Below are 26499 nucleotides of genomic sequence, written 5' to 3'. Positions count from 1 at the left end.
CTGCAAACCCTTCGTCTGGACCGCGTCAGCCGATTCGATCCTCGAAAAGCTGCATCGACTTTGCTCGCGAATCAGCGGAACAGGACACTAGGGCAGCGCGGTGATGAAGCCGGTCGACCGCTTCGCGCTCGCAACGCACGACGGGCCGTATGAAGCGTGGCCGGCGCGCACCGATGTGCTCGTGGATGGCGTGCGTTCCGGTCTCGCCGTTTCCGGTTACGTGCTGCTGCGCCAGTTCGAGACGCCGGCCGCGTTTCTGCTTGTCACCGACTACGACTGCTCGTTCGAGGAAGCGGTCACGTTTACGCTCGTGTCGAAGGGGCCGCTGAAGGTGCTCGCGCAGCGCACGGTCGGTGCGATGTATGCGTCGTGCCATCTGGACGAGATGACGTGGGCCGACGACCGGCATTTCAGCACGACTTTTGTCGGTATCGACGGACGATGGGATTTCACGATTCGTGACTTATCGGTGCCGTTCGTCCGGTCTCGGCTCGGCATGCATCGCGTGCGGGATCGCTGACGCGCGACCGACGAGCACGCGCATTTCATGCCAGAGGGGCCCGCGCCACATCTGCAAAAATCGTCTATTTCATTTCTCTTTCACTTTGATCGGGCGTGTAAGTTTTGATGCGCGCCGATCGTGCGTGCCCTACGCACATGGCGGCAGGAATGGCGACGTCCGCGCCTCGCGCGCGTTCACGACATTACAAAATGAATGGAAATTGAAAGAAATCCTTCCCTTGACGCCATGCATCGTCGCCCTTTATTGTCCGGTCTGCCGCCCGTGAGAGAGCACCGACGGCACCGCGCAAGCGCGCCTCGCGCGCACGACAACACGTAGCAAAAAGCAGAAAAGGAAACGTGGTAGCCACATGAAGCCGCTATTCGACGACAACAAATCCGATGCGGTCAGCGATCGTCCTTCCACGCCGTCTTTGTCGCCCATCGCCGCCCCGGCCGCCGTCGCCAACGTCGCCGTGCCGGCCGCGCAGCCGACGGAACACGCGCGCCTGATCACCGTCGACGAGATCGACCAGCTCGGCGCGACACAGGGCACGCGGATCGCCGCCTTCTCCCAGCAGATCCTCGCGAGCGTCCGCGCGTCGGACGCCGACCAGTTCGGCGACAAGCTCAACGAGTTGATCGCGACCGCTAAAGGGCTCGACCCGCGCGGCGCCGACAAGGGCGGGCTGCTCACGCAGGTCACGCGGCTGTTCCGCTCGACCAAGGAGAAGCTGCTGTCGCAGTACGAATCGGTGAGCAAGCGGATGGACACGCTCGTCGTCGAGCTCGAAAACCATGCGCAGCGCCAGAAGGCCGGCATCGACGAGCTCGAGCGGATGTACAACGACAACTACGCGCTGCACCAGGAACTCGCGCAGTCGAAGGCGCACGGCGAAACGGCGCTTGCGGCGCTGCGCGCGCATCTGGCGGCCGGCCAGCAGCCGGCGGACGATGCGTTCGCCGCACAGCGCCTGCTCGACGTGAAGCGCAAGATCGACGCGCTCGAAAGCAAGCTCGACGATCTCGACCGCGCGATGCTGATGTCGAAGCAGCTCGCGCCGCAGATCCGGATGGAGCAGGACCAGAAACGCACGCTGACGTCGAAGTTCATGACGATCAAGACCGTGCTGATCCCCGCGTGGACCAACGCGTTCGCGCTCTACCTCGAACAGCTCGGCACGAAGCGCGCGGCGGCGCTCGCGAACGCGACGTACGACGCGGCCGACGAGGCGATCCGCGCGCAGGCCGACCTGAATCGCCAGAACGCGCAGGAAGTCGCGAAGCTCGGCCAGCGTCCGGTGATCTCGACCGACACGTTCGAATACGCGCAGCAGCAGCTGTTCGGCGCGTTCGACGACATCACGCAGATCATCGCCGACGGACGCCGCCAGCGCGAGCAGGACGCGCCGCGCCTGCGCCAGCTCGAACAGGACCTGATCACCCGATTCGCTCCGAAGCACAACTAAGAGAACTGAGAGAACACCGCATGATTACGCTTGAGAAACGCGCGGCGAAGGTCGCGATCGTCCTCGAAAAACGTCAGATCCTGAAGCCGCCGGTCGTGCGCGTCGGCGCGGCGCTCGACATCTCGGGTTCCGCGAAGCCGCTGTACCAGTCGGGCGTGATCCAGGAGACGCACGACCGCATTCTCGGCATTGCACTGAAGTTCGACGACAACGGCGAGGTCGACACGTGGACCTTCACCGAAGGCTACGACCGCCTGCCGACCGCGACGCCGGACAACTACGGCTCGTACATTTCCGATCACGTGCTCAATGCACGGATCGAAAAGTGGGGCGGCACGCAGTACGCACCGGTGATGAACGACATCGTCGATTTCTTCTTCCGTGCGCCGGAGCCGAAGCGCGAGGAAAAGCGCGGCTTTCTCAGCCGGCTGTTCGGCGGTGCGGACGACACGCTCGCGCCGGCCGCTGCGGCGCCCGCGAACGGCCATCTGCCCGCATGGGTGCTGTTCGTCACCGACGGCCAGAACCCGAAGAACGACCGCAAGCGCGTGCGCCAGCTGCTGGCCGAATCGCAGCACTTCCCGCTGTACTGGTCGCTCGTCGGCGTCGGCGATCCGAGCGAATTCGACTTTCTCGCGGAAGTGGCGGACGAAATGCCGAACGTCGGCTTCCTGCATCTCGAATCGCTCGATCTCAGCGACGAACAGATCTACGAACACCTGATCACGCAGGAATTCTGCGACTGGGTGCGCGCGAAGTAAGCGCGTCCCGCCTGCCCATTTTTCTGAACTCGATTACTCCATCATGTTGAAAGACTTCAAGATCCCGTTGTCGCTCACCGCGCTCGCGCTGATCGCGGCCTATCTCCTCGGCGGCGTGAAGGACATGCTGATCGTCGCGGTCCTGTGCGTGCTCGAAATTTCGCTGTCGCTCGACAACGCGGTCGTCAACGCATCGGTGCTCAAGAACTGGTCGGAGAAGTGGCGCAACCGCTTCATGGTGTTCGGCCTGCCGGTCGCGGTGTTCGGCATGCGGCTCGTGTTCCCGCTGCTGATCGTCGCGGTGATCGGCCACATCGGCCTGTGGGACGCGCTGACGCTCGCGGTCGAATCGCCGGACAAGTACGCGGCAGTGCTGACGTCCGCGCATCACGAGGTGTCGGCGTTCGGCGGCGCGTTCCTGCTGATGGTGTTCTTCAAGTTCATGCTCGACACCGAGAAGGACGAGCACTGGATCGGCTTCCTCGAAGGCCCGATGCGCCATCTCGGCCGCATCACCGCGCTGGAAGTGGCGCTGACGCTCGCGATCGTGATCGTCGCGTCGTTCTACGTGCCGGCTACCGAGCAGGTGAACTTCCTGCTCGCGGGCGCGTTCGGCGTGATCGGCTTCGTGATCGCGCACGGCGTGGGCGACCTGGTCGGCGGCGAGGACACGGGCACGCGCGTGGTGCGAGAAGGCGTCGCGGGCTTCATGTATCTGGAAGTGCTCGATTCGTCGTTCAGCTTCGACGGCGTGATCGGCGCATTCGCGCTGTCGAACAACATCTTCCTGATCGCACTCGGCCTGGGCGTCGGTGCGGCCTACATCCGGGAAATGACGCTCGTGCTGCTGAAGAAAGGCACGCTCGCGCAGTACCGCTATCTCGAACACGGTGCGTTCTGGGCGATCGGCGCGCTCGCGACCATCATGTTCCTCGGCGTGAAGCTCGAGGTGCCCGAGGTCGTCACGGGCCTGGTCGGCGCGGCGATGATCGCCGCGGCCGTGTGGTCGTCGATCGTCGTGCAGCGCAAGGAAGACCGCGCGGCGGTGGCGGGCAAGTAAGCGCGTCACGCGGCACGAAAACCATCCACGAAGGGGCCGCCGCGCGCGGCCCGGCATCGCCGCCGGCGCAACGGCGGTTCCAGCAGAAGAGGTTCAGATGATCAATTTGTCGAAAGGCGGTCGCGTCAACCTGTCGAAGGAAGCGCCCGGCACGCAGAAATTCCGCATCGGTCTCGGTTGGGACGCGAACGCGACGGACACGGGTACGGATTTCGATCTCGACGTGTCGGTGTTCCTGTGCAAGTACGACGCGCAGAGCAATCCGAAACTGATCTCGGATCAGCATTTCGTGTTCTACAACAGCGAAGTGCGGACGATGGAGCGCAAGGAAACCTTCATTCAGCCGGGCGACGATTTCCCGAAGCGGGGGATGCCTTCGTCGAAGTGCCTGGGCGTCGTGCATAGCGGCGACAACCGCACGGGCAGTGGCGACGGCGACGACGAAGTGATCTTCATCGACATCACGAAGCTCGCGGCCGACGTCGAGGAAATCTCGGTGGTCGTGACGATCGACCAGGCCGAAGCGCGCCGCCAGAATTTCGGGCAGGTTCGCAACAGCTACATCCAGATCGCCGACGAGGTGTCGGGCGCGGTGATCGCGAAGTACGCGCTCGAGGAGGACTTCTCGATGGAGACGTCGGTGCAGGTCGGCAGCTTCTATCGTCGCGACGGCCACTTCATGTTCAAGGCGGTCGGCGCGGGCTACAACCGCGGCCTCGGCGATTTCGTCCGCGCGTACGGCGGCGCGGTCTGACGGGCGGCAGCCCGGCGCGCGAAACACCGCCGCGCCGGGCAGGAAGCAGCGATGACGAATCCGTCCGACGAGCCGAAACGGCTCGAGTTCGATACGACGCCCGAGCGCACGCCCGGGCGTCTTGCGTTCGACGCGCCGGCCGCGCCCGGTGCGCCGGTCGCGCGTGCGCCGGCGCGGCCCGTCCCGCAGGCGCTCGATTTCGGGCCGGCGCCCGCCCCCGATCAAGCCGTGCGCGCGGCGCCCGCCGACGCCATCGGCCGTGCGCTGTTCGGCGAATCGAACCATCCGCAGCTCGAAGCGTGCTTCCGCGCCGCCCAGGCCAGCTTTCCGAATCTCTATCCGGACTACGCGCCGCGCATCGAGCGGCATATCCGGCAACTGGTGCCGCTGAAGCTCGCGACGGTCGCGACGATCGGCGACGGCGCGCTGGAGACGGCCGGCAACCTCGTCGAAGCCGTCGCGGCGACGACGCGCGAATTCAACGAACTCGGCGCGGCCGACATGATGGCCGGAATGCTCGCGCAGGCGACGCGCAAGGCCGGCATGTTCGAACGCTGGTTCGGTGGGACGTCCAGCCATGTCGACTACCGCGCGGCGCTCGGCGCGCTGAAGCAGTCGCTCGGTTTTTTCCCGCGCCGCACTGAGGAACTCGCCGCGAAGGTCCGCCATGCGGAGGAAAACCTCGTGGTCGTGCTCGCGGCGCTGAGCGCGGTGTCGGACGTCGTGCGGGCGCCGGACGATGCAGGCGTCGAGCGTACGCTGTTCGACCGCCGCAACATCGTCGGGCAGGCCGCCCAGCAGATCCGGATGCAGCCGGCGCAACTGCGCGGGCTGGACGAGCGCGTGACCGACCTGCTGTCGCGCGCCGATCACCTGATGAACGTCGTGCTGCCGGCGGCGCTTGCCGCGCGGCCGTCGCGCTGAGCGAACGACTCGACCGCATGCGCTTCGCCGCGCGCGGTCTCGTGTCGGGCGATACGGTTTCGCGTGGGGCCGCGAGTCTGCTATCTTCCCGGGCATCTCATCGCTTTCCCGCCGATTCTTCATGACCGACCGCATCGTCGCCGCCTTCGATTTCGACGGCACCATCACGACTACCGACAGCTTTCGCCATTTCGTCCGCCAGACGGTCGGCACGCCGCGTTTCGCGTGGGCCGGGCTGCGCGCGCTGCCGTGGATCGTCGCGATGAAGGCCGGGCTGCTGTCGCGCGGCGACGCGAAGGCGAAGTTCGCGTCGTTCGCGTTCGGGCCGATCCGCGAGGACGCGCTCGATGCCCAGGCGCGCAGGTTCGTCGACAGTGATCTGCCGAGGCTCGTGCGTCCGGAAATGCTCGAGCGCGTTCGCGAACATCGCGCGCGCGGGCATGAAGTCGTGCTGGTCAGCGCGTCGCCGTCGCTGTATCTGGAGAAGTGGGCCAAGACGGCCGGCTTCGACGCGGTGCTCGCGACGCGGCTCGCGTTCGAGCGCGGCATCTTCGCCGGCCGGCTCGACGGCGAGAACTGCTGGGGGCCGCAGAAGGTCGTGCGGCTGCGCGGGTGGTGGGGCAACCGGCCGCCGAAGCAATTGTTCGCGTACGGCGACAGCCGCGGCGACAAGGAGATGGCCGAGCTCGCGAACTGGTCGTGGATCCGCGGCCAGGGACCAATGCCGCCGATCGGCGATTGAGGCCGCGCTGATGTCGCGCGCCGCCGGCGTTACGCGTCGGCCTGCGCGCTGTGCGTGCCGCGCGGCGGACGATAGCCGCCCCAGCGATTCGCGCGCGCGAACGTGCCGACGTCGTTGAAGCGCACGCCGACTTCGCGTAATGCCGCATGCGCGGTGCGCGCGGTCAGTTGCCGGATGTAGAACGGATCGCGCACCACGAAGTGATGGATCGCGTGCGTGCTGCCGAAATTGAAGCAGAACAGCTGGAACGGCAGCATCCACCACGGGTTCAGCACCTGCGTCTGCTGGATCACGTTGCGCGAATCGATGTCGCCGAAATAATGCATGTTCGAGCTGACGAAGTTGATGCAGAAGCTGCGCAGGAAGTTCGGCTGCCAATTTCACGCGCGCGTTCAAGCGCTGGACGGGCGTTGCGCCGAGCGAGCGGCGCTGAACGTCGCACCGGCATCGGGGTGTCGGTTCCCGCGCAGGCGCCGAATCTTTTTCAGACCGTCAGACGATCGCGATCCAGTTCGCGCCGCGTCCGCCCGGCACGCGCGCGTGCGGCGACAGCGTGCCATCGTCCGGCGCGATCGCATACACGGCCACGTGTTCCGACTGTTCGCCGCAGGCGACGAGCCAGCGTCCCGACGGATCGATCGCGAACCCGCGCGGCTGGGTCTCGGTGGGTGTCGCGTGGGTGGGCTCGAACGTGCCGTCTTCGTTGCGGCGATAGCCGAGCAACCGGCTCGACGTGCGCTCGCTGACGTACGCGAAGCGCTCGTCGGGCGTCAGGTGCAGATCGGCGGCCCACACGGACGGTTCGGCGGGAGCGGGCGGGCGCGCATGGCCTTGCGCGAGTTCGGCGACAGCCGGATGGCGCGCGCTCACGTGCGGGTCGCCGAGCCGGCCGGTGTCGGCGTCGCGCGCGAAGGTCGCGAGCGTTCCCCGGAATTCGCTGACGACGACCAGCGTGCGGCCGTCATCCGCGAACCGCAGGTGACGCGGGCCGAAGCCGGCCGGCACGCGCGTTTCGCCGTGTTCGACCGCGCGCACGCCGGCGGCGTCCTCGACGAGCGCAAAGCCGAACACCCGATCCGAGCCCAGCGAACTGACGTACGCGAAGCGGTTGTCCGGCGATACGATCACCGCATGCGCGTTCGCGATGCCGCCCGCGACTTGCAGCGGCGTGCCGTCGCCGTCGCGCACGCGCGCCGCGTCGTAGAGGCTCAGCGAACTGCCGCCGTACGACGCGCCGAGCAGCCAGCGGCCGCTGCGGTCGAGCGACAGGTACGCATGGCTCGCGTCGATCGCGGTCGCGCCGATGCGCACGAGCGCGCCCGTGGCGGCGACGCGGAACGCGACGATCGTCGGCTGCTCGCCGCGCGTCGCGACGTAGAGCCGCGCGCGGTCGGCCTGCACGGCGATCGGCATTGCGGCGTCGGCGGCCGGATAACGGGCGAGCGGCGCGAGCGTGCCGTCGCCGGCGAGGGAGAACGTGGCGAGGTCGCCGTCGACGGCATTCGAGACGACGACGGTCAGGCGGTCAGTGTTCGGCATGGCGGAGCATCGAAGCGTGCGTGAAGGATTCGTCGGCCGGCCGGCCGCGCGGCGGATCGCTGCGCCGATGCGTGCGCGCGAACAGCGCGGCGACCGCGGCGACGAGCGAAGCGATCGCGAGCGCATACAGCCCGCCCGTGATCGAACCCGTATGTTGCTTCAGATAGCCGAAGGCCGTCGGCGCGACGAAGCCGCCGAGGTTGCCGACCGAGTTGATCAGCGCGATCACGGCCGCGGCCACGCGCGTGTCGAGATAGCCCTGCGGGATCGGCCAGAACAGCGACGCCGCTGCCTTGAAACCGAGCGCGGCGAAGCAGATCGACGCGAACGACCACACCGGATTCGGCGACGTCGATGCGAACAGTCCGCACGCGGCAAGCACGAGCGCGAACGCGAGCCAGCGCTGCGGATGCTTCCACTTCGACGACAGCACCGCGAAGCCGTACATCGCACCGATCGCGATCATCCACGGAATCGTGTTGTACAGGCCGACCTGGAAATCGGTGAGGCCGCCCATCTTGCGGATGATGGTCGGCAGCCAGAACGTGGCCGCGTAGATCGTCAGCTGGATCGAGAAGTACAGGAAGCAGAACAGCATGATTTGCGGATCGCGCAGCAGCGTGGTCGCGCGCACCGGCACGTTCGAGCGGACGTCGCGCGTCGCGCGCTCGTCGTCGAGCGCGTTCTGGAGCGCCGTGCGTTCTTCCGGCGTGAGCCACGTCGCGTCGCGGATATGCGATTTCAGCAGCAACCAGCTCGCGCCGCACAGCGCGACCGAGAACAGCCCTTCGATCAGGAACATCCACTGCCAGCCTGCGAGGCCGAAGCCGCGGATCGACAGCAGTGCGCCGGTGACGGGCCCGGACAGCACCGACGCGAACGCGGAGCCGCCGAGGAAGATCGCCATCGCCTTGCCGCGTTCCTGCGGCGGCAGCCATTGCGACAGGTACAGCACGACGCCGGGGAAGAAGCCGGCCTCGGCGGCGCCGAGCAGAAAGCGCAGCGCATAAAACGATGTGTCGTTCCACACGAACGCCATCGCGGCCGCGACGATGCCCCACGTCGCCATGATCCGCGCGAGCCAGATGCGCGCGCCGTAGCGCTGCATCAGCAGGTTCGACGGCACTTCGAACAGCGCGTAGCCGACGAAGAACAACCCGGCGCCGAGCCCGTACGCGGCCGCGCCGATGCCGATCGACGCTTCGAGATGGCGATCGACGAAGCCGACGTTCACGCGGTCGATGTAGTTCGCGATGAACATGATCAGCACGAGCGGCAGCACGTGCCACTTCACTTTCGAGACGGCGGACGCGAGCGGGTCGCGGCCGGGCAGGGCGGACGAGGGCGGGTTCAACGGTGTCTCCGGTCGGGCGGCCGCGGACGGGGCGGTAGCCCGCGTCGCGTCCGGGTGGCAGTTTATGTAGTACGTCGTCGTATGACATGGTACGCCGGTGCGTTGGCGATGACGCCGCGGGTTTACCCGGAAATTTTCTTGGTTTTGGAGAAATCAGGCGATGGAAAGCGGAAGTTTTCACATCTGATGACGTATGACATAAAACGACATTGCGTCGACCGTCAGGTGCGGCGCGGGCCCGCCTCGGCGTGAAAGCTCGGGATCGAGGCGATGCATTCGTGCCCGGTACGTTGAGGGAGCCGGGCGAGAGAACCGACCGACGGCGCACTGCCCGATATCCGTGTGTTTCGCACGACGGCGCTCAAGCGGGAAGTCGTGCTGCGCATAAAGCGGCAACAGTGCGCTCGTGGCGAACGACATGCAGGCGACCCGCAAGCCGTTTGCAGGGCAGCGCCGCTACGCTGTATCGAAGGCGCGCGCGGTTGCGGCACAATACTTGGCGCGCGCGTTCGGCGTGCACGCCAGTTGCGCGAACGGCGGATTTCATGCGTTGACGATGGAGCAACGGATCATGCAGGACAACCAGTACGCGCGGCATGTCTTCGCGTTCAACGGCGACGCGGACGGCCTGTGCGCGCTTCAGCAACTGCGGCTCGCGGAACGCGTGCACGGCACGCTCGTGACCGGCGTGAAGCGCGACATCAGGCTGCTCGAGCGCATCGACGCGGGCGCCGACGACATCGTCACCGTGCTCGACGTGTCGCACGACCAGAACCGCGACGCGTGCGCGCGGCTGCTGCGCGACGGCGCGACGGTCCGTTACTTCGACCATCACTTTGCCGGCGAGCTGCCCGACCATCCGCGCTTCGACGCGCATATCGACATGGCGGCCGACGTCTGTACGAGCGCGATCGTGAACCGCCATCTCGACGGCCGGTACGCGCGCTGGGCGATCGTCGCGGCGTTCGGCGACGAACTGCCGGCGCTCGGCGAGGCGCTGGCGCGCGAGCACGGCGTCGACGAAGCCGAGCGGGGCGTGCTCGCCGAACTCGGGCGCTATCTGAACTACAACGCCTACGGCGAGTGCGTCGGCGATCTGCACTTCGATCCGGCGGCGCTCGCGGACGCGATGCTGCCATGCGTCGATCCGTTCGATTTCGTGCGCGGGACGGCCGTGTTCGCCGCGTTGCGCGACGGCTACCGCGACGACATGGCGCGCGCGTGCGCGCTCGCGCCGCTGCGCGAGGTGCCGGGCGCAACGCTGGTCCGGATGCCCGATCATCCGTGGGCGCGGCGCGCGACCGGCATGCTCGCGAACGAGCGAATGCGCGACGCGCCGCATGCGGCGCTCGCGGTGCTGTCGCCGCGCGCGGGCGGCGGGCTCGTCGTCAGCGTACGCGTGCCCGACGGCCGGCCGATCGGCGCGGACGAGTTCTGCCGCGGCTTCGCGACCGGGGGCGGGCGCAAGTGCGCAGGCGGCATCAACCATCTGCCGGAAGCCGAGTTCGATGCGTTTGCGGAGCGCTTCGAGGCCACGTTCCGGCTCGATTGACGCGATGCATCGTTGACCGGATCAGCCGGTCGCCTCGGCGGGCACGGACGACCGTCGGGCAGCCGCAGCGTGGCTCGCTGCGTTCGGCGTTGCGTCGACCGTGCGCGGTGTGCGGTGTGCCCGAACCGTTCGACGTGCAACACCGTCAGAGCAACATGCCGTGCGTGCGGCCGTCCGGCAGCACGACTTCCTTTGAATTGAAGTGGATCGTGCGGTCGCGTTCGGTGTCGCCGTGGCGTGCCGGCCGTGACGACCGGCGTCGACACCGCGCAGCGCAGCCGCGACAATACGCGTCTCCCTTTGCTTTCGTCATCGAGGTGCCTGCCCGTGTCTGCCAAGCCGTCCGTTGCCCCCGCGATCGTCTGGTTCCGCGACGATCTGCGCGTGACCGATCAGCCCGCGTTGACGCGCGCGGTCGAATCCGGCCGGCCGCTCGTCTGCGTGTTCGTCGACGACACGGGCGCCGGCGCCGGACCCGCGCTCGGCGGCGCGGCGCGCTGGTGGCTGCACGGGTCGCTGGCCGGGCTCGACGCCGCGCTCGCGCGGCATGGCGGGCGCCTGCTGCTGCTGCGCGGCGACGCGCAGCGCGAGATCGAGCGCGTCGTCGGCGACACGGGCGCGGCCGCCGTGTACTGGAACCGCCGTTATGCGCAGCCGCAGCGCGACGCCGACGCGGCGCTGAAGGCATCGCTCAAGGCGCGCGGCGTGACGGTCGAGAGCAGCAACGGCAGCCTGTTGAACGAGCCGTGGGAGGTGCTGACGGGCAGCGGCGGCCCGTACCAGGTCTTCACCGCGTACTGGCGCGCGGCGCGCCGCGATCGCACGGTCGCCGCGCCGCTGCCGGCGCCCGAGCGGATCGCGTTTCATCCATGGTCGCAAGCCGTGCGCGACCGTGCGCTGTCGCTCGACGCACTTGCGTTGCGTCCGCCTGCGCCGGACTGGGCCGGCGGTCTGCGCGACGCGTGGCCGGCGCCCGACGAAGCCGGCGCGCACGCACAGCTCGATACGTTTGTGACGACCGCGCTCGCCGGCTATGCGGATGCGCGCGACCGTCCCGATCGCCCCGCGACGAGCCGGCTGTCGCCGTTCCTGCGCTTCGGCAACGTGTCGCCGCGACAGGTGTGGCATGCGGTGCAGGGCGCCGCGCACGCAGGCGGCGCGGCGTACGCGGCGCACGCCGACAAGTTCCTGAGCGAGCTCGGCTGGCGCGAATTCAGCTACACGCTGCTGTATCACTTCCCGGCGCTCGCGACCGACAACTTCCGCGCGCAGTTCGATGCGATGCCGTGGCGCGACGATCCCGCCGCGTTACGCGCGTGGCAGCGCGGGCGGACCGGCTATCCGCTCGTCGATGCGGGCCTGCGCGAACTGTGGACGACCGGCTGGATGCACAACCGCGTGCGGATGGTCGTCGCGTCGTTCCTGATCAAGCACCTGCTGATCGACTGGCGCGCGGGCGAAGCGTGGTTCCGCGACACGCTGGTCGACGCCGATCCCGCGAACAACGCGGCGAGCTGGCAATGGGTGGCCGGCTGCGGCGCCGACGCCGCGCCGTATTTCCGCATCTTCAATCCGGTCGCGCAGGGGCAGAAGTTCGACCCGGACGGCGCGTACGTGCGGCGCTGGGTGCCCGAGCTCGCCGGCCTCGACGACGCATCGATCCACGCACCTTGGGAAGCGTCGCCGCTGGCGCTCGAAGCGGCCGGCGTACGGCTCGGCGTCGACTATCCGGCGCCGCTCGTCGAGCACTCGGCCGCGCGCGCCCGTGCGCTCGATGCGCTGGCCACGTTGCCGAAGCGCCGCTGACCGTCCGCTCCGGTTTGCCGCATCAATTGCAGAAGGCGACGTGCTCGAGCAGCGCGTAGGCGACGCCCGCATCGAAGTAGGCCGCGCCGCACCACGCGACGAACGCGAGCGTGCCGGCGGCCAGCGCCGCGCGCATCATGCCCATGCCGCGTTCCCCGATGCCGGGCGCGCGACGCGCGCGTCGTCGATCGGCAGGTGCAGTAGCGCCGCGAGCACGCCGAGCGCGATCGAGCCGATCCACAGCGGCAGGTACGAATGCGTCGCGTCGTACACGAGCGCGCCGAGCCACACGCCGAAGAAGCTGCCGAGCTGGTGGCCGAAGAATACGAAGCCGAACAGCGTCGCGATGTAGCGCACGCCGAACATCTGCGAGATCACGCCGTTCGTCAGCGGGACCGTGCCGAGCCACGTGAAGCCCATCACGGCCGCGAACACGTAGACGCTCGTGGGCGACAGCGGCGCGGCGACGAACGCGGCCATCGCGAGCGCACGCACGAGATACAGCACGGACAGCACGTACTTGCGCCGCAGCAGCCCGCCCAGATGGCCGCACGCATAGGTGCCGGCCACGTTGGTCAGCGCGATCAGCGCGAGCGCGACGCTCGCATGGCGCGCCGGCAGCCCGTGGTCGAGCAGGTACGCGGGCAGGTGCGTCGCGATGAAGGCGAGCTGGAAGCCGCACGCGAAGAAGCCCGCGTTCAGCAGCCAGAAGCCGCGATGCGCGAACGCCTCGCGCACGGCTTCACCGATCGACTGTTCGGGGCCGGCGGCGGCGCCCGCCGCCTGCGCGGGCCGGTCGCGCAGCAGCACGGCGAGCGGCGCGAGCAACGCGGCGACGAGCGCCAGCGCGATGAACGCGTGCCGCCAGCCGATGCCGCCGATCAGTTCCTGTGCGACGGGCACCATGCAGAACTGGCCGAGCCCGCCGATCGCGCCGGCAACCCCGAGCGCCCAGCCGCGCCGATCGGGCGGGAACAGGCGGCTCAGCGCGCCGTAGATCGACGCGAACGCCGAGCCCGACAGCGCGATGCCGATCACGAGCCCGGCGCCGACCGTGAACACGCCGGTCGTGGCCGCCTGCGCCATCGTGACGAGCCCGACCGCGTACAGCAGCATGCCGGCGACGATCACGCGCACCGAGCCGAAGCGGTCGGCGATCATCCCGGTGAACGGTTGCGCGACGCCCCAGATCAGGTTCTGCAACGCCAGCGCGAGCCCGAACGCCTCCCGCGACCAGCCGTGGTCGAGCGACACGGGCGCGAGGAACAGGCCCTGCACGTGCCGGATGCCGAGCGCGGCGCCCATGATCAGGCCGCCTGCCAGCACGGGCAGCCAGCGGCGCCGGACTTCCTGCTCGATCGGGGTCATGCGTGTCTCCGGATGAAGGCGCGCGGCGAAACGGTCGCGCTCGATCCGATTAGACGAGCGGGGCGGTCGTCGCTCAAGCGATCATTCGGTCAGGTTGGCATGCGTGACGGGAATGCGAAGGGGCGACGTCGGCTGTCCGCGGTCACGCGCATCCGCACCGTCGGCTCAGGCCGACGTCATGTCGTGCGCGTGCATCGACGCATCGCATTCGGCCGCTTCGGCGAGCATCCAGTCGCGCACGTCGGCGACTTCGCGGCGCGGGGCCGGATCGTGCTGGAACAGCCAGTAGCCGTACGTTTCCGACAGCGTCTGCGTGTGCGGCCCGAGCACCGCGAGCCGGCCGTCGGCGAGCATCGGCGCGACGAGCGCGAGCCGGCCGAGCGCGATGCCCTGGCCGGCGATCGCGGCCTGGATCACCTGATCGTACTGGTTGAAGCGCAGCACGCCTTTCGGGCGCGCGTCGCCGAGCCCGGCCGCGTGCAGGTGCGCGTGCCACTGCAACTGCGGTTGCGGCGGCCCGTCGAATTCGAGCAGCACGTGATCGACGATCGCGGCCGCGCTCGTGACCGGCCGCGCGGCGAGCGCGGGATGCCCGACCGGCATGACGATCTCGTCGAACAGGCGCAGCGCGCCGGCCGGCGCGCGCTCGCGCGGGCAGTAGCGGATGCCGAGGTCGATGCCCTCCGCGCGCAAATCGAGTACCTTGTCGTTCGCGGCGACGCGCAGGTCGATTTCGGGCAGCCGCGCCTGCAGCCGGCCGAGCCGCGGCAGCAACCACAGCGCGGTCACGCCGATGCTGGCGGTGATCGTCACGGGCTGGCGCTCGCGCGCGGCGGCGAGCGACGCGACGGTGTCCTGCAGGCCGTGCAGCGCCGCATCGGCGACGCGGAACAGTCGCTCGCCTTCCGGCGTGAATGAAATCTTTCGGTAGCCGCGCTGCAGCAACGTCACGCCGAGATGCGCTTCGAGCGCATGGACCTGGCGGCTGACCGCCGACTGCGTGACGCACAGATCCTGCGCGGCGAGCGTGATGCTCATGCGGCGGCCGACGGCGACGAAGCCGCGGACGAGATCGAGCGACGGGAGGCGGACGAGTGGCGTTGACATGCGCGTGACTCATGCGAACGGAGCAGCAAGATTGGTTGAGAACGCGGCACGCGTCAAGTTCAATGGAGGCGGGTTGGTTGCGGACGGGGAGGCTGAGTCAGCGTTGACGCGCCAACTCGGACCGACCGCTATGCGTGGGATCCGAGTAAGCGCTAAAGCGCTAACTCGGACCGACAGGAGACACGATGACGATTTCGAACGAGGAAAGCGGCGCAGCGCAGGGCAGTCGCGCGGCGGGCGCATTGCCGCCCGAACCCGTGACGCTGCGGGCAGCCGACGGCTACGAACTGCGCGGCCACGTGTGGCGCCATCGCGGCGCCGCCGCAGCGCGGCCCGTGACGGTCATCAACTGCGCGACGTCGGTGCGCTGCGACTACTACTTTCGTTTCGCGGCCTGGCTGTTCGCGCAAGGGCGCGACGTGCTCGTCTACGACTATCGCGGTATCGGCGGATCGCGTCCGGCGCAGCTCGCGAAGCTGCGCGCGAACTGGCTCGACTGGGGACGGCTCGATTGTGAAGCCGCGCTGCACTATGCGCGCGACGCGTTTCCGGGCCAGCCGCTCGATGTGGTTGCGCACAGCATCGGCGGCTGCGTGCTCGGCCTCGCGGCATCGAACGTGCACGTGCGGCATGCGGTGACCGTCGGCGCGCAGTACGCGTATTGGCGCGACTATTTGCCCGCTGAGCGGCGCCGCATGTGGTGGAAGTGGCATGTCGCGATGCCCGCGCTCGCCGCCGTGTTCGGCTACGTGCCCGCGAAGCGGCTCGGCTGGATGGAGGACACGCCGCGCGGTATCGCGCTGTCGTGGGCGCGTTCGCGGCCGCGTTTCGAGGACGGCTACCTCGGCAGCGTGCTCGACGACGGCGCGGCGAGCCGTGCCGCGTTGCCGGCGCGCTTCGCGGGGCTGTCGGCGCCGATGCTCGCGGTCGGCATCGACGACGACGCGTTCGGCACGGTCGCCGCGATCGAGCGGCTGGTCGGCTACTACACGGGCAGCAACGTCACGCATCTGCGGATCGCGCCGGCCGACATCGGCGTCGACGCGATCGGTCATTTCGCGTTTTTCCACAGCCGCTTCACCGACACGCTGTGGCCGGTCGCGTTGTACTGGCTGCAACACGGCGTGCTGCCGGCCGATGCACCGGGCGTCGTGCACGCGCTGCACCCGACGTCGCGCGGGCGAGTGACGGGGAGCGGCGTGCCGGGCAGGGCGGCGAGCGGGTGACCCAGCGTATGCGAGCGCGACGCGCAGCCTCGTTCGCGTCGCGCGCCCGCAGCAGCAGCCGGACGCCGCCGCGATCGATTAACATCGGACGTTTCGCTCCCATGCACAGACTGCCGCGCGCCGATGTCCATTCCGTCCGATTCCGCTTCTCCCGTTGAAACGCCCCGCGCATGGCGCATGCACGCACTCGACGTGCCGCCCGCCGCCGCGCGCGCCGGCGTGCGGATCGCGCGCATCGATTTCGACTGGCGCGTCCCGCTCGCGTCGCCCGCGTATGCGGCGCTGAGCGACGACGAGCGCGCCCGCGCCGCACGTTTCCTGCGGCACGAGGATGGGGTGCGCAGCGCCGCGACGCGCGCCGCGCTGCGCGACGTGCTCGGCGCGGCGCTCGGCATCGCGCCGCGCGCGGTCGCAATCGTCGTCGACGCAGCGGGGCGGCCGTCGCTGGACCCTGCGCATCGTGCGTCGCTCGACTTCAACGTGTCGCATGCGGGCGCTCATGCGCTGCTCGCATGGGTGCCGGCCGGTCGCGTCGGCGTCGATATCGAGGGCTGCAACCGCGCGACGGACTGGCGCGCGCTGACGCGCGAAGTGTGCGCACCCGCCGAGATCGCATATCTCGACGATCTGCCGTCCGGCGAGCGCGAGGGCGAATTCATGCGGGTGTGGTCCGCGAAGGAGGCGCTGCTCAAGGCGCTCGGCACCGGCATCGTCGGCGGGCTGCGCGCGTTCGCGGTCGTGCCGCCGCGCGACTCGGCGACACCCGCGACGACGATCGTCGACCCGATCGCGCCCGCCGCCGGCGTCGCGGCGTTCGATGCGGCGTGGCTCGATGCGGCGCCCGGCTACGCGGCGTGCGTCGCGTGGACGCGCGCGTAGGCCGAGCGCGACGCGGCGCTTACTCGAGCGGTGCGTCGTTCGGCGCCGCGTAGCGCGCCTTGATCACGTCGCTCATCGGGAAGTCGAACGACAGCCCCTTCGGCGGCACCGGCTTCATGAACCATTTGTCGTACAGCGCATTGATCTCGCCGCTTTTCATCAGCTGCACGAGCACGCCGTCGACGAGGGCCTTGAACTGCGGATCGTCCTTGCGCAGCATGAATCCGTAGGCTTCCGACGATTGCGGCGTGCCGACGAGCTGCCAGTCGGCCGGCTTCGCGGCGAGCTGGCGCACGCCCGCGAGCAGCACGTCGTCCATCATGTACGCGGCCGAGCGGCCCGATTCGAGCGTGAGACGTCCTTCGCCATAGTCCTTCGCGCTGATGATCTGCATACCCATCTTCTTTTCCTCGTTCATCTTGCGCAGCAGGCGTTCGGACGTCGTGCCCTGGTTCGTCACGACCGTCTTGCCGGCGAGATCGGGGAAGTCGCGGATGCCCGAGCTCGTGCGCGTGAGCAGGCGCGTCGTCGCGACGAAGAAGGTGGTCGAGAACGCGACCTGCGCATGGCGCGCGGCGAGATTGGTCGTCACGCCGCATTCGAGATCGACGGTGCCGTTCTGCACGAGCGGAATGCGGTTCTGCGACGTGACCGGAATGAAGCGCACCTGCAGGTCGGGCTTGCCGGTGCGCGCCTTCACCGCGGCGATCACGCGGTCGCACAGGTCCTGCGAGAAGCCGATGACCTTGCCACTCGCATCGACATAGGAGAACGGCACCGACGTTTCGCGATGGCCGATCGAAATCAGGTTGGACTGCCGGATCTTCTCGAGCGTGCCGGACAGCGGCTCGGCGGCGACGGACGCGCCGCACGCGAGTGCGCACGCGGCGACGAGCAGGGGGCGGCCGATGCCGGCGGCGAATCGTGACGGGAAGGGCATGACGGTCTCCGTGGCGAATGAGGATCCACATGTTGCCAAATAAAAAATAAAAGCAACATATGTTAAATAGCGACCCCAACCGGCCGAGCCGGCGGCGCGTGGCGGACATCAGGGAAACTCCCGAGCCGGAATTATGAAAAACGGGTTGTCTAGACAAGTTCCGATGGCTACACTTCAATCCATTCCGAACTTGTCTAGACAGGATTGCTCACATGATTACGTTGACCCCCGGCCATCTGACCCTCCCGCAACTGCGCCGGATCGCACGCGAATCCGTGCAACTGAAACTCGACCCGGCCAGCTTCGCGAAGATCGACGCGGGCGCGAAGGCCGTCGCCGACATCGCCGCGAAGGGCGAGCCGGCCTACGGCATCAACACGGGTTTCGGCCGTCTGGCGAGCACCCACATCCCGCACGACCAGCTCGAACTGCTGCAGAAGAACCTGGTGCTGTCGCACGCGGTCGGCGTAGGCGAGCCGATGGCGCGCTCGTCGGTGCGTCTGCTGATGGCGCTGAAGCTGTCGAGCCTCGGCCGCGGCCACTCGGGCATCCGTCGCGAAGTGATGGACGCGCTGATCACGCTGTTCAATGCGGACGTGCTGCCGCTGATCCCGGTGAAGGGTTCGGTCGGCGCCTCGGGCGACCTCGCGCCGCTCGCGCACATGTCGGCCGTGCTGCTCGGCGTCGGCGAAGTGTTCATCCGCGGCGAACGCGCGAGCGCGCTCGACGGTCTGCGCGTCGCCGGCCTCGCGCCGCTGACGCTGCAGGCGAAGGAAGGCCTCGCGCTCCTGAATGGCACGCAGGCATCGACCGCACTCGCGCTCGACAACATGTTCGCGATCGAAGACCTGTACCGCACCGCGCTCGTCGCCGGCGCGCTGTCGGTCGACGCGGCAGCCGGCTCGGTGAAGCCGTTCGACGCGCGCATCCACGAACTGCGCGGCCATCAAGGCCAGATCGACGCGGCCGCGTCGTACCGCGAACTGCTCGAAGGTTCGCCGATCAACCAGTCGCACCGCGACTGCGACAAGGTGCAGGATCCGTACAGCCTGCGCTGCCAGCCGCAGGTGATGGGCGCGTGCCTCGACCAGATGCGTCATGCGGCCGACGTGCTGCTGGTCGAAGCGAACGCCGTGTCGGACAACCCGCTGATCTTCCCGGATACCGGCGAAGTGCTGTCGGGCGGCAACTTCCATGCCGAGCCCGTCGCGTTCGCGGCCGACAACCTCGCGCTCGCCGCGGCGGAAATCGGCGCGCTGGCCGAGCGCCGCATCGCGCTGCTGATCGACGCGACGCTGTCGGGCCTGCCCCCGTTCCTCGTGAAGGACGGCGGCGTGAACTCCGGCTTCATGATCGCGCACGTGACGGCGGCCGCTCTCGCATCGGAGAACAAGACGCTCGCGCACCCGGCGTCGGTCGACTCGCTGCCGACTTCCGCGAACCAGGAAGACCACGTGTCGATGGCGACGTTCGCCGCGCGCAAGCTCGCCGACATCGCGGACAACACGAAGCACATCCTTGCGATCGAACTGCTGGCCGCCGCCCAGGGCGTCGACCTGCGTGCGCCGTACCACACGAGCCCGAAGCTCGCGCCGGTGATGGAGACGATCCGCGGCAAGGTTGCGCACTACGAGCTCGATCACTACTTCGCACCGGACATCGCGGTGATCGCGAAGCTGGTCGGCGAGCGCGCGTTCGCGAAGGTCGCGCCGTTCTCGTTCGCATCGGAACAGTAAGCCGATGAGTGCGCCGGTCTACCAGGAGATCAAGGATTTCATCCTGGGCCGCATTCACGCCGGCGAGTGGGCGGAGGGCGATCAGGTGCCGTCCGAGAACGAACTGGCACGCGAGTTCAAGGTCGCGCGCATGACCGTCAACCGCGCGGTGCGCGAGTTGACGGCCGAGCAGGTGCTCACGCGCATGAAGGGCGCGGGCACCTACGTCGCGCGGCCGAAGTACGAGTCGACGCTGGTCGCGATCCGCAGCATCTCGGAAGAGGTGGGCGCACGCGGGCATGCGTACCGCGCGAGCGTGCTCGGGCTCGACACGATCCGCGCCGACGATGCGCTTGCCGACGAGATGCAGGTGGCCGTGCGCACGAAGCTGTTTCATTCGCAGGTGCTGCACTTCGAGAACGACGAGCCGGTGCAGCTCGAAGAACGATGGGTGAATCCGGCGGTCGCGCCGGATTACGCCGAGCAGGATTTCACGAACACGACGCCGAACCTGTACCTGATGCGCGCGGCGCCGCTGCAGCGCGTCGAGTACCGGATCGAAGCGGCGGCCCCGGCGCCGGAGCGGCGCGAGCAGCTGCGGATGGACGACGTCGAACCGTGTCTGGTTTTACATCGGCGCACCTGGTCGCAGGGCGTCGTCGCCTCGGTGGCGAATTTGTGGCATCCCGGCAGCCGTTATCGCTTCACCGGGCATTTCTGATTCCTTATTGATCTTCCATTTCCTTCGGGAGCAGTCGTCATGAACCATCCGAAACACATCGATCCCCGTCTCGATCCGACGCGCACGATCCGCGCGCCGCGCGGCAGCGAAAAGACCTGCAAGACCTGGCTGGCCGAAGCGGCCTACCGGATGATCCAGAACAACCTCGACCCGGAAGTCGCCGAGCATCCGCATGCGCTCGTCGTGTACGGCGGCATCGGCCGTGCGGCGCGCAACTGGGAATGCTACGACCAGATCCTCGCGTCGCTGAAGGATCTCGAGGAAAACGAAACGCTGCTGATTCAATCGGGCAAGCCGGTCGGCGTGTTCCGCACGCACAAGGATGCGCCGCGCGTGCTGCTCGCGAACTCGAACCTGGTGCCGCACTGGGCGAACTGGGATCACTTCCACGAGCTCGACCGCAAGGGCCTGATGATGTACGGCCAGATGACGGCCGGCAGCTGGATCTACATCGGCAGCCAGGGCATCGTGCAGGGCACCTATGAAACGTTCTTCTCGGTCGCGAACCAGCACTTCAACGGCGATCCGTCGGGCCGCTGGATCCTGACGGGCGGCCTGGGCGGGATGGGCGGCGCGCAGCCGCTCGCCGCGACGATGGCCGGCTTCTCGATGATCGCGGTCGAATGCGACGAGACGCGCATCGACTTCCGCCTGAAGACGCGCTACGTCGACAAGAAGGCGACGACGCTCGACGAAGCGCTCGGCATGATCGACGAAGCGAAGCGCACCGGCAAGCCGGTGTCGATCGGCCTGCTCGGCAACGCGGCCGACGTGTTCGCGGAACTCGTCACGCGCGGCATCACGCCGGACTGCGTGACCGACCAGACGAGCGCGCACGACCCGATCAACGGCTACCTGCCGCAAGGCTGGACCGTCGCGCAATGGCGCGAGGCGCAGAAGGTCGATCCGCAAAGCATCGTGAAGGTCGCGAAGCAGTCGATGGCCGTCCAGGTGCGCGCGATGCTCGCGCTGCAGGAACGCGGCGCGGCGACGCTCGACTACGGCAACAACATCCGCCAGATGGCGCTGGAAATGGGCGTCGAGAACGCATTCGACTTCCCGGGCTTCGTGCCGGCGTATATCCGCCCGCTGTTCTGCGAAGGCAAGGGCCCGTTCCGCTGGGTCGCGCTGTCCGGCGATCCGGAAGACATCTACAAGACCGACCAGAAGGTGAAGGAGCTGATCCCCGACGATCCGCACCTGCACAACTGGCTCGACATGGCGCGTGAGCGCATCGCGTTCCAGGGCCTGCCGGCACGGATCTGCTGGGTCGGCGTGAAGGATCGCTACCGCCTCGGCCAGGCGTTCAACGAGATGGTGAAGAACGGCGAACTGAAGGCGCCGATCGTGATCGGCCGCGACCACCTCGACACGGGTTCGGTCGCGAGCCCGAACCGCGAAACGGAATCGATGAAGGACGGTTCGGACGCCGTCAGCGACTGGCCGCTGCTGAACGCACTGCTGAACACGGCAGGCGGCGCATCGTGGGTGTCGCTGCACCATGGCGGCGGCGTCGGGATGGGCTTCTCGCAGCACTCGGGCGTCGTGATCGTCGCCGACGGCACCGCCGACGCGCACGAGCGTCTCGGTCGCGTGCTGCTGAACGATCCGGCGACGGGCGTGATGCGCCATGCGGATGCCGGTTACGAACTCGCGCAGCAGACGGCCCGCGAAGCCGGCCTGAAGCTGCCGATGCTCGGCCGCTGAGCATGACGGCGCTCGACCAGGCGCCGGTGAACGTGACGACGATCCGCGCGGCGGATCTCGTCGCGTCGCCGTGGAAGAACGGCGGCGGCGTGACGCGCGAGATCGGCGCGTTCCCGCCCGGCGCGGCACTCGATGCGTTCGCGTGGCGCGTGAGCGTCGCGGACGTCGGCACGGCCGGGCCGTTCTCGCGTTTCGACGGCGTCGACCGCACGCTCGTGCTGCTGTCCGGCGCGGGCATGACGCTCGCCGAAGCGGGCGGCACGCGGCACGTGCTCGATGCACCGCTGGCCCGTGCGGATTTTGCGGGCGAGACGGCGATCGACGCGATGCTGCACGACGGCGCGACGCGCGACTTCAACCTGATGACGCGCCGTTCGGCCGCGCGCGGGTCGGTCGACGTATGGCCCGAGGGCACGCACCGCATCGAGCGCGCCGATACCGTGCTGCTGTTCTGCGCGACCGGCGCGGTCGGTGTCGAGATCGACGGCGCGCACTACGCGCTGCAGGAAATGGACACGCTGCGGCTCGACGGGCCGCGGCGTGCGTTTGACGTCGTCGTGAGCGGAAGCGGCGCGCTGCTTGCCGTATCGCTCGCCGTCGGCGAACGAGACTGAACGCATGAAACCGACTGTCTGGCATCACCTGAGGCTGTGTCCGCACGGCCATCCCGACGAGACGATCGACGACGCGGCGATCGCCGTCGACGAAACCGGCACGATCGCGTGGCTCGGCGCATTGTCCGCGCTGCCGCACGGTTATGCGCACTGGCGGCGCGAGGACCTGCACGGCGCGTGGGTGACGCCGGGCCTCGTCGACTGCCATACGCACCTCGTGTACGGCGGCACGCGCGCCGACGAATTCGCGCAGCGCCTCGCGGGCGTCAGCTACGAGGAAATCGCGCGGCAGGGCGGCGGGATCGTGTCGACGGTGCGCGCGACGCGCGCGGCCGACGAGACAGCGCTGTTCGTGCAGGCCGCCGCGCGCCTGCAGCCGCTGCTCGCCGAAGGCGTGACCGCGATCGAGATCAAGTCCGGCTACGGGCTCGACCTCGCGAGCGAGCGCAAGATGCTGCGCGTCGCGCGCCAGCTCGGCGAACGCTTCCCGGTCAGCGTCTATACGACCTTCCTCGGTGCGCATGCGCTGCCGCCGGAATACGCGGGCCGCGCGGACGACTACATCGACGAAGTGTGCGACCGGATGCTGCCGACGCTGGCCGACGAAGGGCTCGTCGACGCGGTCGACGTGTTCTGCGAACGCATCGGCTTTTCGCTCGCGCAGACCGAACGCGTGTTCGAGGCCGCGACGCGGCGCGGGCTGCCGGTGAAGCTGCATGCGGAGCAACTGTCGAATGCGGGTGGCACGGCGCTCGCCGCGCGTTACCGCGCGCTGTCCGCGGACCACCTCGAATTTCTCGACGAAGCCGGCATCGAGGCGATGAAGGCGGCCGGCACGGTCGCCGTGCTGCTGCCCGGCGCGTACTACTTCATCCGCGAAACGCAACTGCCGCCGATCGAGCTGCTGCGCAAGCACGGCGTGCCGATCGCGCTCGCGACCGATCACAACCCGGGCACGTCGCCGCTCGAATCGCTGCTGCTGACGCTGAACATGGGCTGCACGCTGTTCCGCATGACGGTGCCCGAGGTGCTGCAGGGCGTCACCCGCCATGCGGCCGCGGCGCTCGGCCGCGCGGATCGCCACGGCGCGCTCGAGGTCGGTCGCCAGGCCGATTTCGCCGCGTGGTCGGTCGGTTCGCTGGCCGAGCTGGCGTACTGGATCGGCCGGCCGCTGTGCGAGCAGGTCGTACGCGGCGGCACGACCGTGTTTCGCAGGATGAACGGATAGTTTTTGCGACGGACCGGGTTCGGTACGTGACGTACCGGATCCGGGCGACGCTTTGCAGGGGACCGGACCCGGCGCGCAACGGCGCACTCCGGTCGATCGCCGCGAGGCCGGCGCTGGCGCGACGCGCTCGCGCCTGCCGGCCGCGGCACCGGGCCGGACGAGATGCTCAAGCGCTCGATCCGGTCGATGAGGACACGCAATGACCGACACCCTGTTGTTCGCGGACCATGCCTACCTGCCCGATGGCTGGCGCCGCAACGTGCTGCTGCGCTGGGACGCGGCCGGCACGCTGACCGACGTGACGCCCGACACCGACGCACCGGCCGGCGTCGCGCGCGCGGCCGGGCCGGTGCTGCCCGGCATGCCGAACCTGCATTCGCACGCGTTCCAGCGCGCGATGGCGGGGCTCACCGAATACCGCGCGAATCCTGCCGACAGTTTCTGGAGCTGGCGCGACCTGATGTACCGCTTCGCGCTGAAGATCACGCCCGACGCGCTCGCGGCGATTGCACGCTGGCTGTATGTCGAGATGCTCAAGTGCGGCTACACGTCGGTGTGCGAATTCCACTACGTGCATCACGCGCAGGACGGCTCGCGCTATCCGCAGATCGCGGAGCTCGGCACGCGCGTGGTCGATGCCGCGCGCGCGGCCGGCATCGGCATCACGATGCTGCCCGTGTCGTACCAGTTCGCCGGCTTCGGCAACAAGCCGCCGCGCGACGACCAGCGCCGCTTCATCAACACGCCCGACGGCGTGCTCGAACTGCTCGACGCGATGCGTCGCGCGGTGCCCGAGCATGGCGGCCTGCGCTACGGCGTCGCGCCGCATTCGCTGCGCGCGGTGTCCGAGAGCGGGCTGCGTGTGCTGCTCGACGGGCTGCCCGGCGATGCGCCGGTGCACATCCACATCGCCGAGCAGACGGCCGAAGTCGACGACTGCGTGCGCGCGTACGGCGCACGCCCGGTCCAATGGCTGCTCGATCGTTTCGACGTCGACGCGCGCTGGTGCCTCGTGCACGCGACGCACGTCGATGCGGCCGAGACGGCGGCGCTCGCGAAGCGTCGCGCGGTCGCCGGGTTGTGCCTGACGACCGAAGCGAACCTCGGCGACGGCGTGTTTCCGGCCGTCGACTATCTCGCGCAGGGCGGCGTGATCGGCGTCGGCTCGGACAGCCACGCGTCGGTCGAGTGGCGCTCGGAGCTGCGCCTGCTCGAATACGGGCAGCGGCTCGTGCACCGCGCGCGCAACGTGCTGGCGAGCGAGTCGCAGGCGCACGTCGCCGATCGCCTGTTCGATGCGTCGCTCGCGGGCGGGGCGCAGGCAAGCGGGCGACGCATCGGTGCGCTGCGCGCAGGCTGTCGCGCCGACTGGCTCGTGCTCGATCCCGATCATCCGGCGATCGCCGAACACGACAGCACGGCATGGCTGTCGGGCATCGTGTTCGCCGAACATGGCGAGACGCCGGTGCTCGACGTCTACACGGGCGGCGAGCGCGTCGTGAGCGGCCGCCGCCATCGCGACGAAGCCGCCGCGTATGCCGACTACCGCGCCGCGCTGGCGCAACTGCTGCGCTGAACGCGCGACACCCGGCGCACGGTGCGCCGGCCGACTCTTACGGTGAGGCGACATGACTGAACAACCGGCTGTATTCACGCTGAAGCAGGGCACGCTGCCGCTGCTGATCTCGATTCCGCATGCGGGCACGCACATCCCCGACGACATCGCAGCGACGATGACGCCCGACGCGCGCTTCGTCGACGATTGCGACTGGCATCTGGAGCGGCTGTACGGCTTCGCGGCCGATTTCGGCGCATCGATCCTCGTGCCGTCGCATGCGCGTTACGTCGTCGACCTGAACCGTCCGCCCGACAACGAGAACCTGTATCCGGGGCAGGACACGACGGGGCTCGTGCCGGTCGATACGTTCGACAAGGCGCCGCTGTATCCGGCCAACGCGCTGCCCGGCAACGACGAGATCATGCGTCGCCGCGACCGTTACTGGCTGCCGTATCACGACGCGCTGCAACGCGAGATCGCGCGCCTGAAGGGCGAACACGGCCGCGTGCTCGTGTGGGAAGCGCATTCGATCCGCTCGCACGTGCCGCGTTTCTTCGACGGCCGCCTGCCGGACTTCAACTTCGGCACGTCGAGCGGCGCGAGTGCGGCGCCCGGTCTCGCGGAGGCGCTCGCCGCGCGCGTGCTCGCGCACGGCGGCTACACGGCCGTCGCGAACGGGCGCTTCAAGGGCGGCTACATCACGCGTCACTATGGCGTGCCCGATACCGGTGTCGAGGCCGTGCAGCTCGAGCTGTCGCAGATCACCTACATGGAGGAGACGCGTCCGTACGCGTACGACGAAGCGCGTGCAGCGCGGATCGTGCCGCTGCTGCAGACGCTCGTCGAAACGGCGCTCGCGCATCGCTGAGCAGGGCCGCATGCATGCGGCAGCGCGGCGGGCAGTGCGTTCCGCCCCGTCGGCACATGGCAGGCGAGCCGATGCAATGCACAAA

General features: G+C 68.6%; 24 protein-coding genes and 1 pseudogene. 18 read left to right on the top strand and 7 right to left on the bottom strand.

The genetic code is table 11. The features are described from left to right. Positions 1-103: 103 nt before the first annotated feature. The 7 genes from HWX76_RS16595 (at position 104) to HWX76_RS16565 (ending at position 6211) form a co-directional block, all read left to right on the top strand. On the top strand, positions 104-520 hold the full coding sequence (locus tag HWX76_RS16595; RefSeq protein ID WP_050018004.1) for a hypothetical protein: 417 nt from the start codon (positions 104-106) through the stop codon (positions 518-520). 352 nt (positions 521-872) lie between these two features. Next, positions 873-1970 (top strand): toxic anion resistance protein, encoded by a 1098-nt coding sequence (locus HWX76_RS16590; RefSeq protein WP_050018003.1) that lies wholly within the window; start codon positions 873-875, stop codon positions 1968-1970. 20 nt (positions 1971-1990) lie between these two features. Then, positions 1991-2731 (top strand): VWA domain-containing protein, encoded by a 741-nt coding sequence (locus HWX76_RS16585; protein ID WP_050018002.1) that lies wholly within the window; start codon positions 1991-1993, stop codon positions 2729-2731. A 43-nt stretch (positions 2732-2774) separates the two neighbouring features. Next, positions 2775-3791: a DUF475 domain-containing protein gene (locus tag HWX76_RS16580; protein ID WP_050018001.1), complete on the top strand. Its 1017-nt coding sequence runs from the start codon at positions 2775-2777 to the stop codon at positions 3789-3791. A gap of 97 nt (positions 3792-3888) precedes the next feature. Continuing rightward, positions 3889-4545: a TerD family protein gene (locus HWX76_RS16575; protein WP_050018000.1), complete on the top strand. Its 657-nt coding sequence runs from the start codon at positions 3889-3891 to the stop codon at positions 4543-4545. A gap of 51 nt (positions 4546-4596) precedes the next feature. Further along, positions 4597-5469, top strand: a complete 873-nt coding sequence (locus HWX76_RS16570; RefSeq protein WP_176016054.1) for a hypothetical protein — start codon at positions 4597-4599, stop codon at positions 5467-5469. A 121-nt stretch (positions 5470-5590) separates the two neighbouring features. Continuing rightward, positions 5591-6211 carry an HAD family hydrolase gene (locus HWX76_RS16565; RefSeq protein ID WP_124631857.1) on the top strand — a complete coding sequence of 207 codons (621 nt, stop codon included), beginning with the start codon at positions 5591-5593 and terminating at the stop codon, positions 6209-6211. 29 nt (positions 6212-6240) lie between these two features. Here HWX76_RS16565 and HWX76_RS16560 read toward each other — a convergent pair. From HWX76_RS16560 to HWX76_RS16550, 3 genes and pseudogenes are all read right to left on the bottom strand, one after another. Further along, positions 6241-6582 (bottom strand): annotated as a pseudogene (locus HWX76_RS16560) (fatty acid desaturase); the annotation flags it as partial. A gap of 121 nt (positions 6583-6703) precedes the next feature. Further along, the gene (locus HWX76_RS16555; protein ID WP_176016053.1) at positions 6704-7750 is read right to left on the bottom strand and encodes a beta-propeller fold lactonase family protein; all 1047 of its coding nucleotides are present in this window, start codon (positions 7748-7750) and stop codon (positions 6704-6706) included. Beyond that, positions 7737-9104, bottom strand: a complete 1368-nt coding sequence (locus HWX76_RS16550) for an MFS transporter (protein ID WP_050017996.1) — start codon at positions 9102-9104, stop codon at positions 7737-7739. The genes HWX76_RS16555 and HWX76_RS16550 overlap by 14 nt, the downstream gene beginning before the upstream one ends. A 571-nt stretch (positions 9105-9675) precedes the next feature. On the opposite strand from HWX76_RS16550, the gene HWX76_RS16545 reads away from it, so the two are divergent. Next, positions 9676-10656, top strand: coding sequence for a hypothetical protein (locus tag HWX76_RS16545; RefSeq protein ID WP_050018010.1), 981 nt, complete (start codon positions 9676-9678; stop codon positions 10654-10656). A 327-nt stretch (positions 10657-10983) separates the two neighbouring features. Further along, positions 10984-12462: a deoxyribodipyrimidine photo-lyase gene (locus HWX76_RS16540; protein ID WP_176016052.1), complete on the top strand. Its 1479-nt coding sequence runs from the start codon at positions 10984-10986 to the stop codon at positions 12460-12462. A gap of 22 nt (positions 12463-12484) precedes the next feature. Here HWX76_RS16540 and HWX76_RS36930 read toward each other — a convergent pair whose 3' ends face one another. The 3 genes from HWX76_RS36930 to HWX76_RS16530 all read right to left on the bottom strand — a co-directional run bounded on the left by HWX76_RS36930 (position 12485) and on the right by HWX76_RS16530 (position 14937). Continuing rightward, positions 12485-12607, bottom strand: a complete 123-nt coding sequence (locus HWX76_RS36930) for a hypothetical protein (protein ID WP_050017994.1) — start codon at positions 12605-12607, stop codon at positions 12485-12487. Further along, on the bottom strand, positions 12598-13830 hold the full coding sequence (locus HWX76_RS16535) for an MFS transporter (protein ID WP_050017993.1): 1233 nt from the start codon (positions 13828-13830) through the stop codon (positions 12598-12600). The genes HWX76_RS36930 and HWX76_RS16535 overlap by 10 nt, the downstream gene beginning before the upstream one ends. A gap of 165 nt (positions 13831-13995) precedes the next feature. Continuing rightward, positions 13996-14937 carry a LysR substrate-binding domain-containing protein gene (locus tag HWX76_RS16530; protein ID WP_089488608.1) on the bottom strand — a complete coding sequence of 314 codons (942 nt, stop codon included), beginning with the start codon at positions 14935-14937 and terminating at the stop codon, positions 13996-13998. Between the two features lie 185 nt (positions 14938-15122). On the opposite strand from HWX76_RS16530, the gene HWX76_RS16525 reads away from it, so the two are divergent. Both HWX76_RS16525 and HWX76_RS16520 read left to right on the top strand, forming a co-directional pair. Continuing rightward, positions 15123-16163: an alpha/beta fold hydrolase gene (locus tag HWX76_RS16525; protein ID WP_124557629.1), complete on the top strand. Its 1041-nt coding sequence runs from the start codon at positions 15123-15125 to the stop codon at positions 16161-16163. A 123-nt stretch (positions 16164-16286) separates the two neighbouring features. Next, positions 16287-17042, top strand: a complete 756-nt coding sequence (locus HWX76_RS16520; protein ID WP_176016051.1) for a 4'-phosphopantetheinyl transferase superfamily protein — start codon at positions 16287-16289, stop codon at positions 17040-17042. A gap of 19 nt (positions 17043-17061) precedes the next feature. Here the strand turns inward: HWX76_RS16520 and HWX76_RS16515 are convergent, their stop codons facing one another. After that, a complete protein-coding gene (locus HWX76_RS16515) occupies positions 17062-17982 on the bottom strand; it encodes a glutamate/aspartate ABC transporter substrate-binding protein (protein ID WP_089488606.1) in 921 nt (306 codons plus the stop codon). A 212-nt stretch (positions 17983-18194) separates the two neighbouring features. Here HWX76_RS16515 and hutH point away from each other — a divergent pair, with 212 nt between their 5' ends. The 7 genes from hutH to hutG all read left to right on the top strand — a co-directional run bounded on the left by hutH (position 18195) and on the right by hutG (position 26414). Beyond that, positions 18195-19718 carry a histidine ammonia-lyase gene (gene hutH / locus HWX76_RS16510; RefSeq protein WP_050017988.1) on the top strand — a complete coding sequence of 508 codons (1524 nt, stop codon included), beginning with the start codon at positions 18195-18197 and terminating at the stop codon, positions 19716-19718. 4 nt (positions 19719-19722) lie between these two features. Next, a complete protein-coding gene (gene hutC / locus HWX76_RS16505) occupies positions 19723-20418 on the top strand; it encodes a histidine utilization repressor (protein WP_050017987.1) in 696 nt (231 codons plus the stop codon). A 39-nt stretch (positions 20419-20457) separates the two neighbouring features. After that, on the top strand, positions 20458-22146 hold the full coding sequence (hutU, locus tag HWX76_RS16500; RefSeq protein WP_011549425.1) for a urocanate hydratase: 1689 nt from the start codon (positions 20458-20460) through the stop codon (positions 22144-22146). A gap of 2 nt (positions 22147-22148) precedes the next feature. Beyond that, positions 22149-22760 carry a HutD family protein gene (locus HWX76_RS16495; RefSeq protein ID WP_050017986.1) on the top strand — a complete coding sequence of 204 codons (612 nt, stop codon included), beginning with the start codon at positions 22149-22151 and terminating at the stop codon, positions 22758-22760. A gap of 4 nt (positions 22761-22764) precedes the next feature. Beyond that, positions 22765-23988 carry an imidazolonepropionase gene (gene hutI / locus HWX76_RS16490; protein WP_089488669.1) on the top strand — a complete coding sequence of 408 codons (1224 nt, stop codon included), beginning with the start codon at positions 22765-22767 and terminating at the stop codon, positions 23986-23988. A gap of 199 nt (positions 23989-24187) precedes the next feature. After that, a complete protein-coding gene (locus HWX76_RS16485) occupies positions 24188-25564 on the top strand; it encodes a formimidoylglutamate deiminase (RefSeq protein ID WP_050017984.1) in 1377 nt (458 codons plus the stop codon). 52 nt (positions 25565-25616) lie between these two features. Continuing rightward, positions 25617-26414 (top strand): N-formylglutamate deformylase, encoded by a 798-nt coding sequence (gene hutG, locus HWX76_RS16480; protein ID WP_176016050.1) that lies wholly within the window; start codon positions 25617-25619, stop codon positions 26412-26414. Positions 26415-26499: the final 85 nt, after the last annotated feature.

The organism is Burkholderia sp. BCC0398 (genome assembly GCF_902833245.1).
In the GTDB taxonomy this organism is placed as follows: Bacteria; Pseudomonadota; Gammaproteobacteria; order Burkholderiales; family Burkholderiaceae; genus Burkholderia; species Burkholderia sola.
This window is presented reverse-complemented; position numbering and strand designations above follow the sequence as displayed.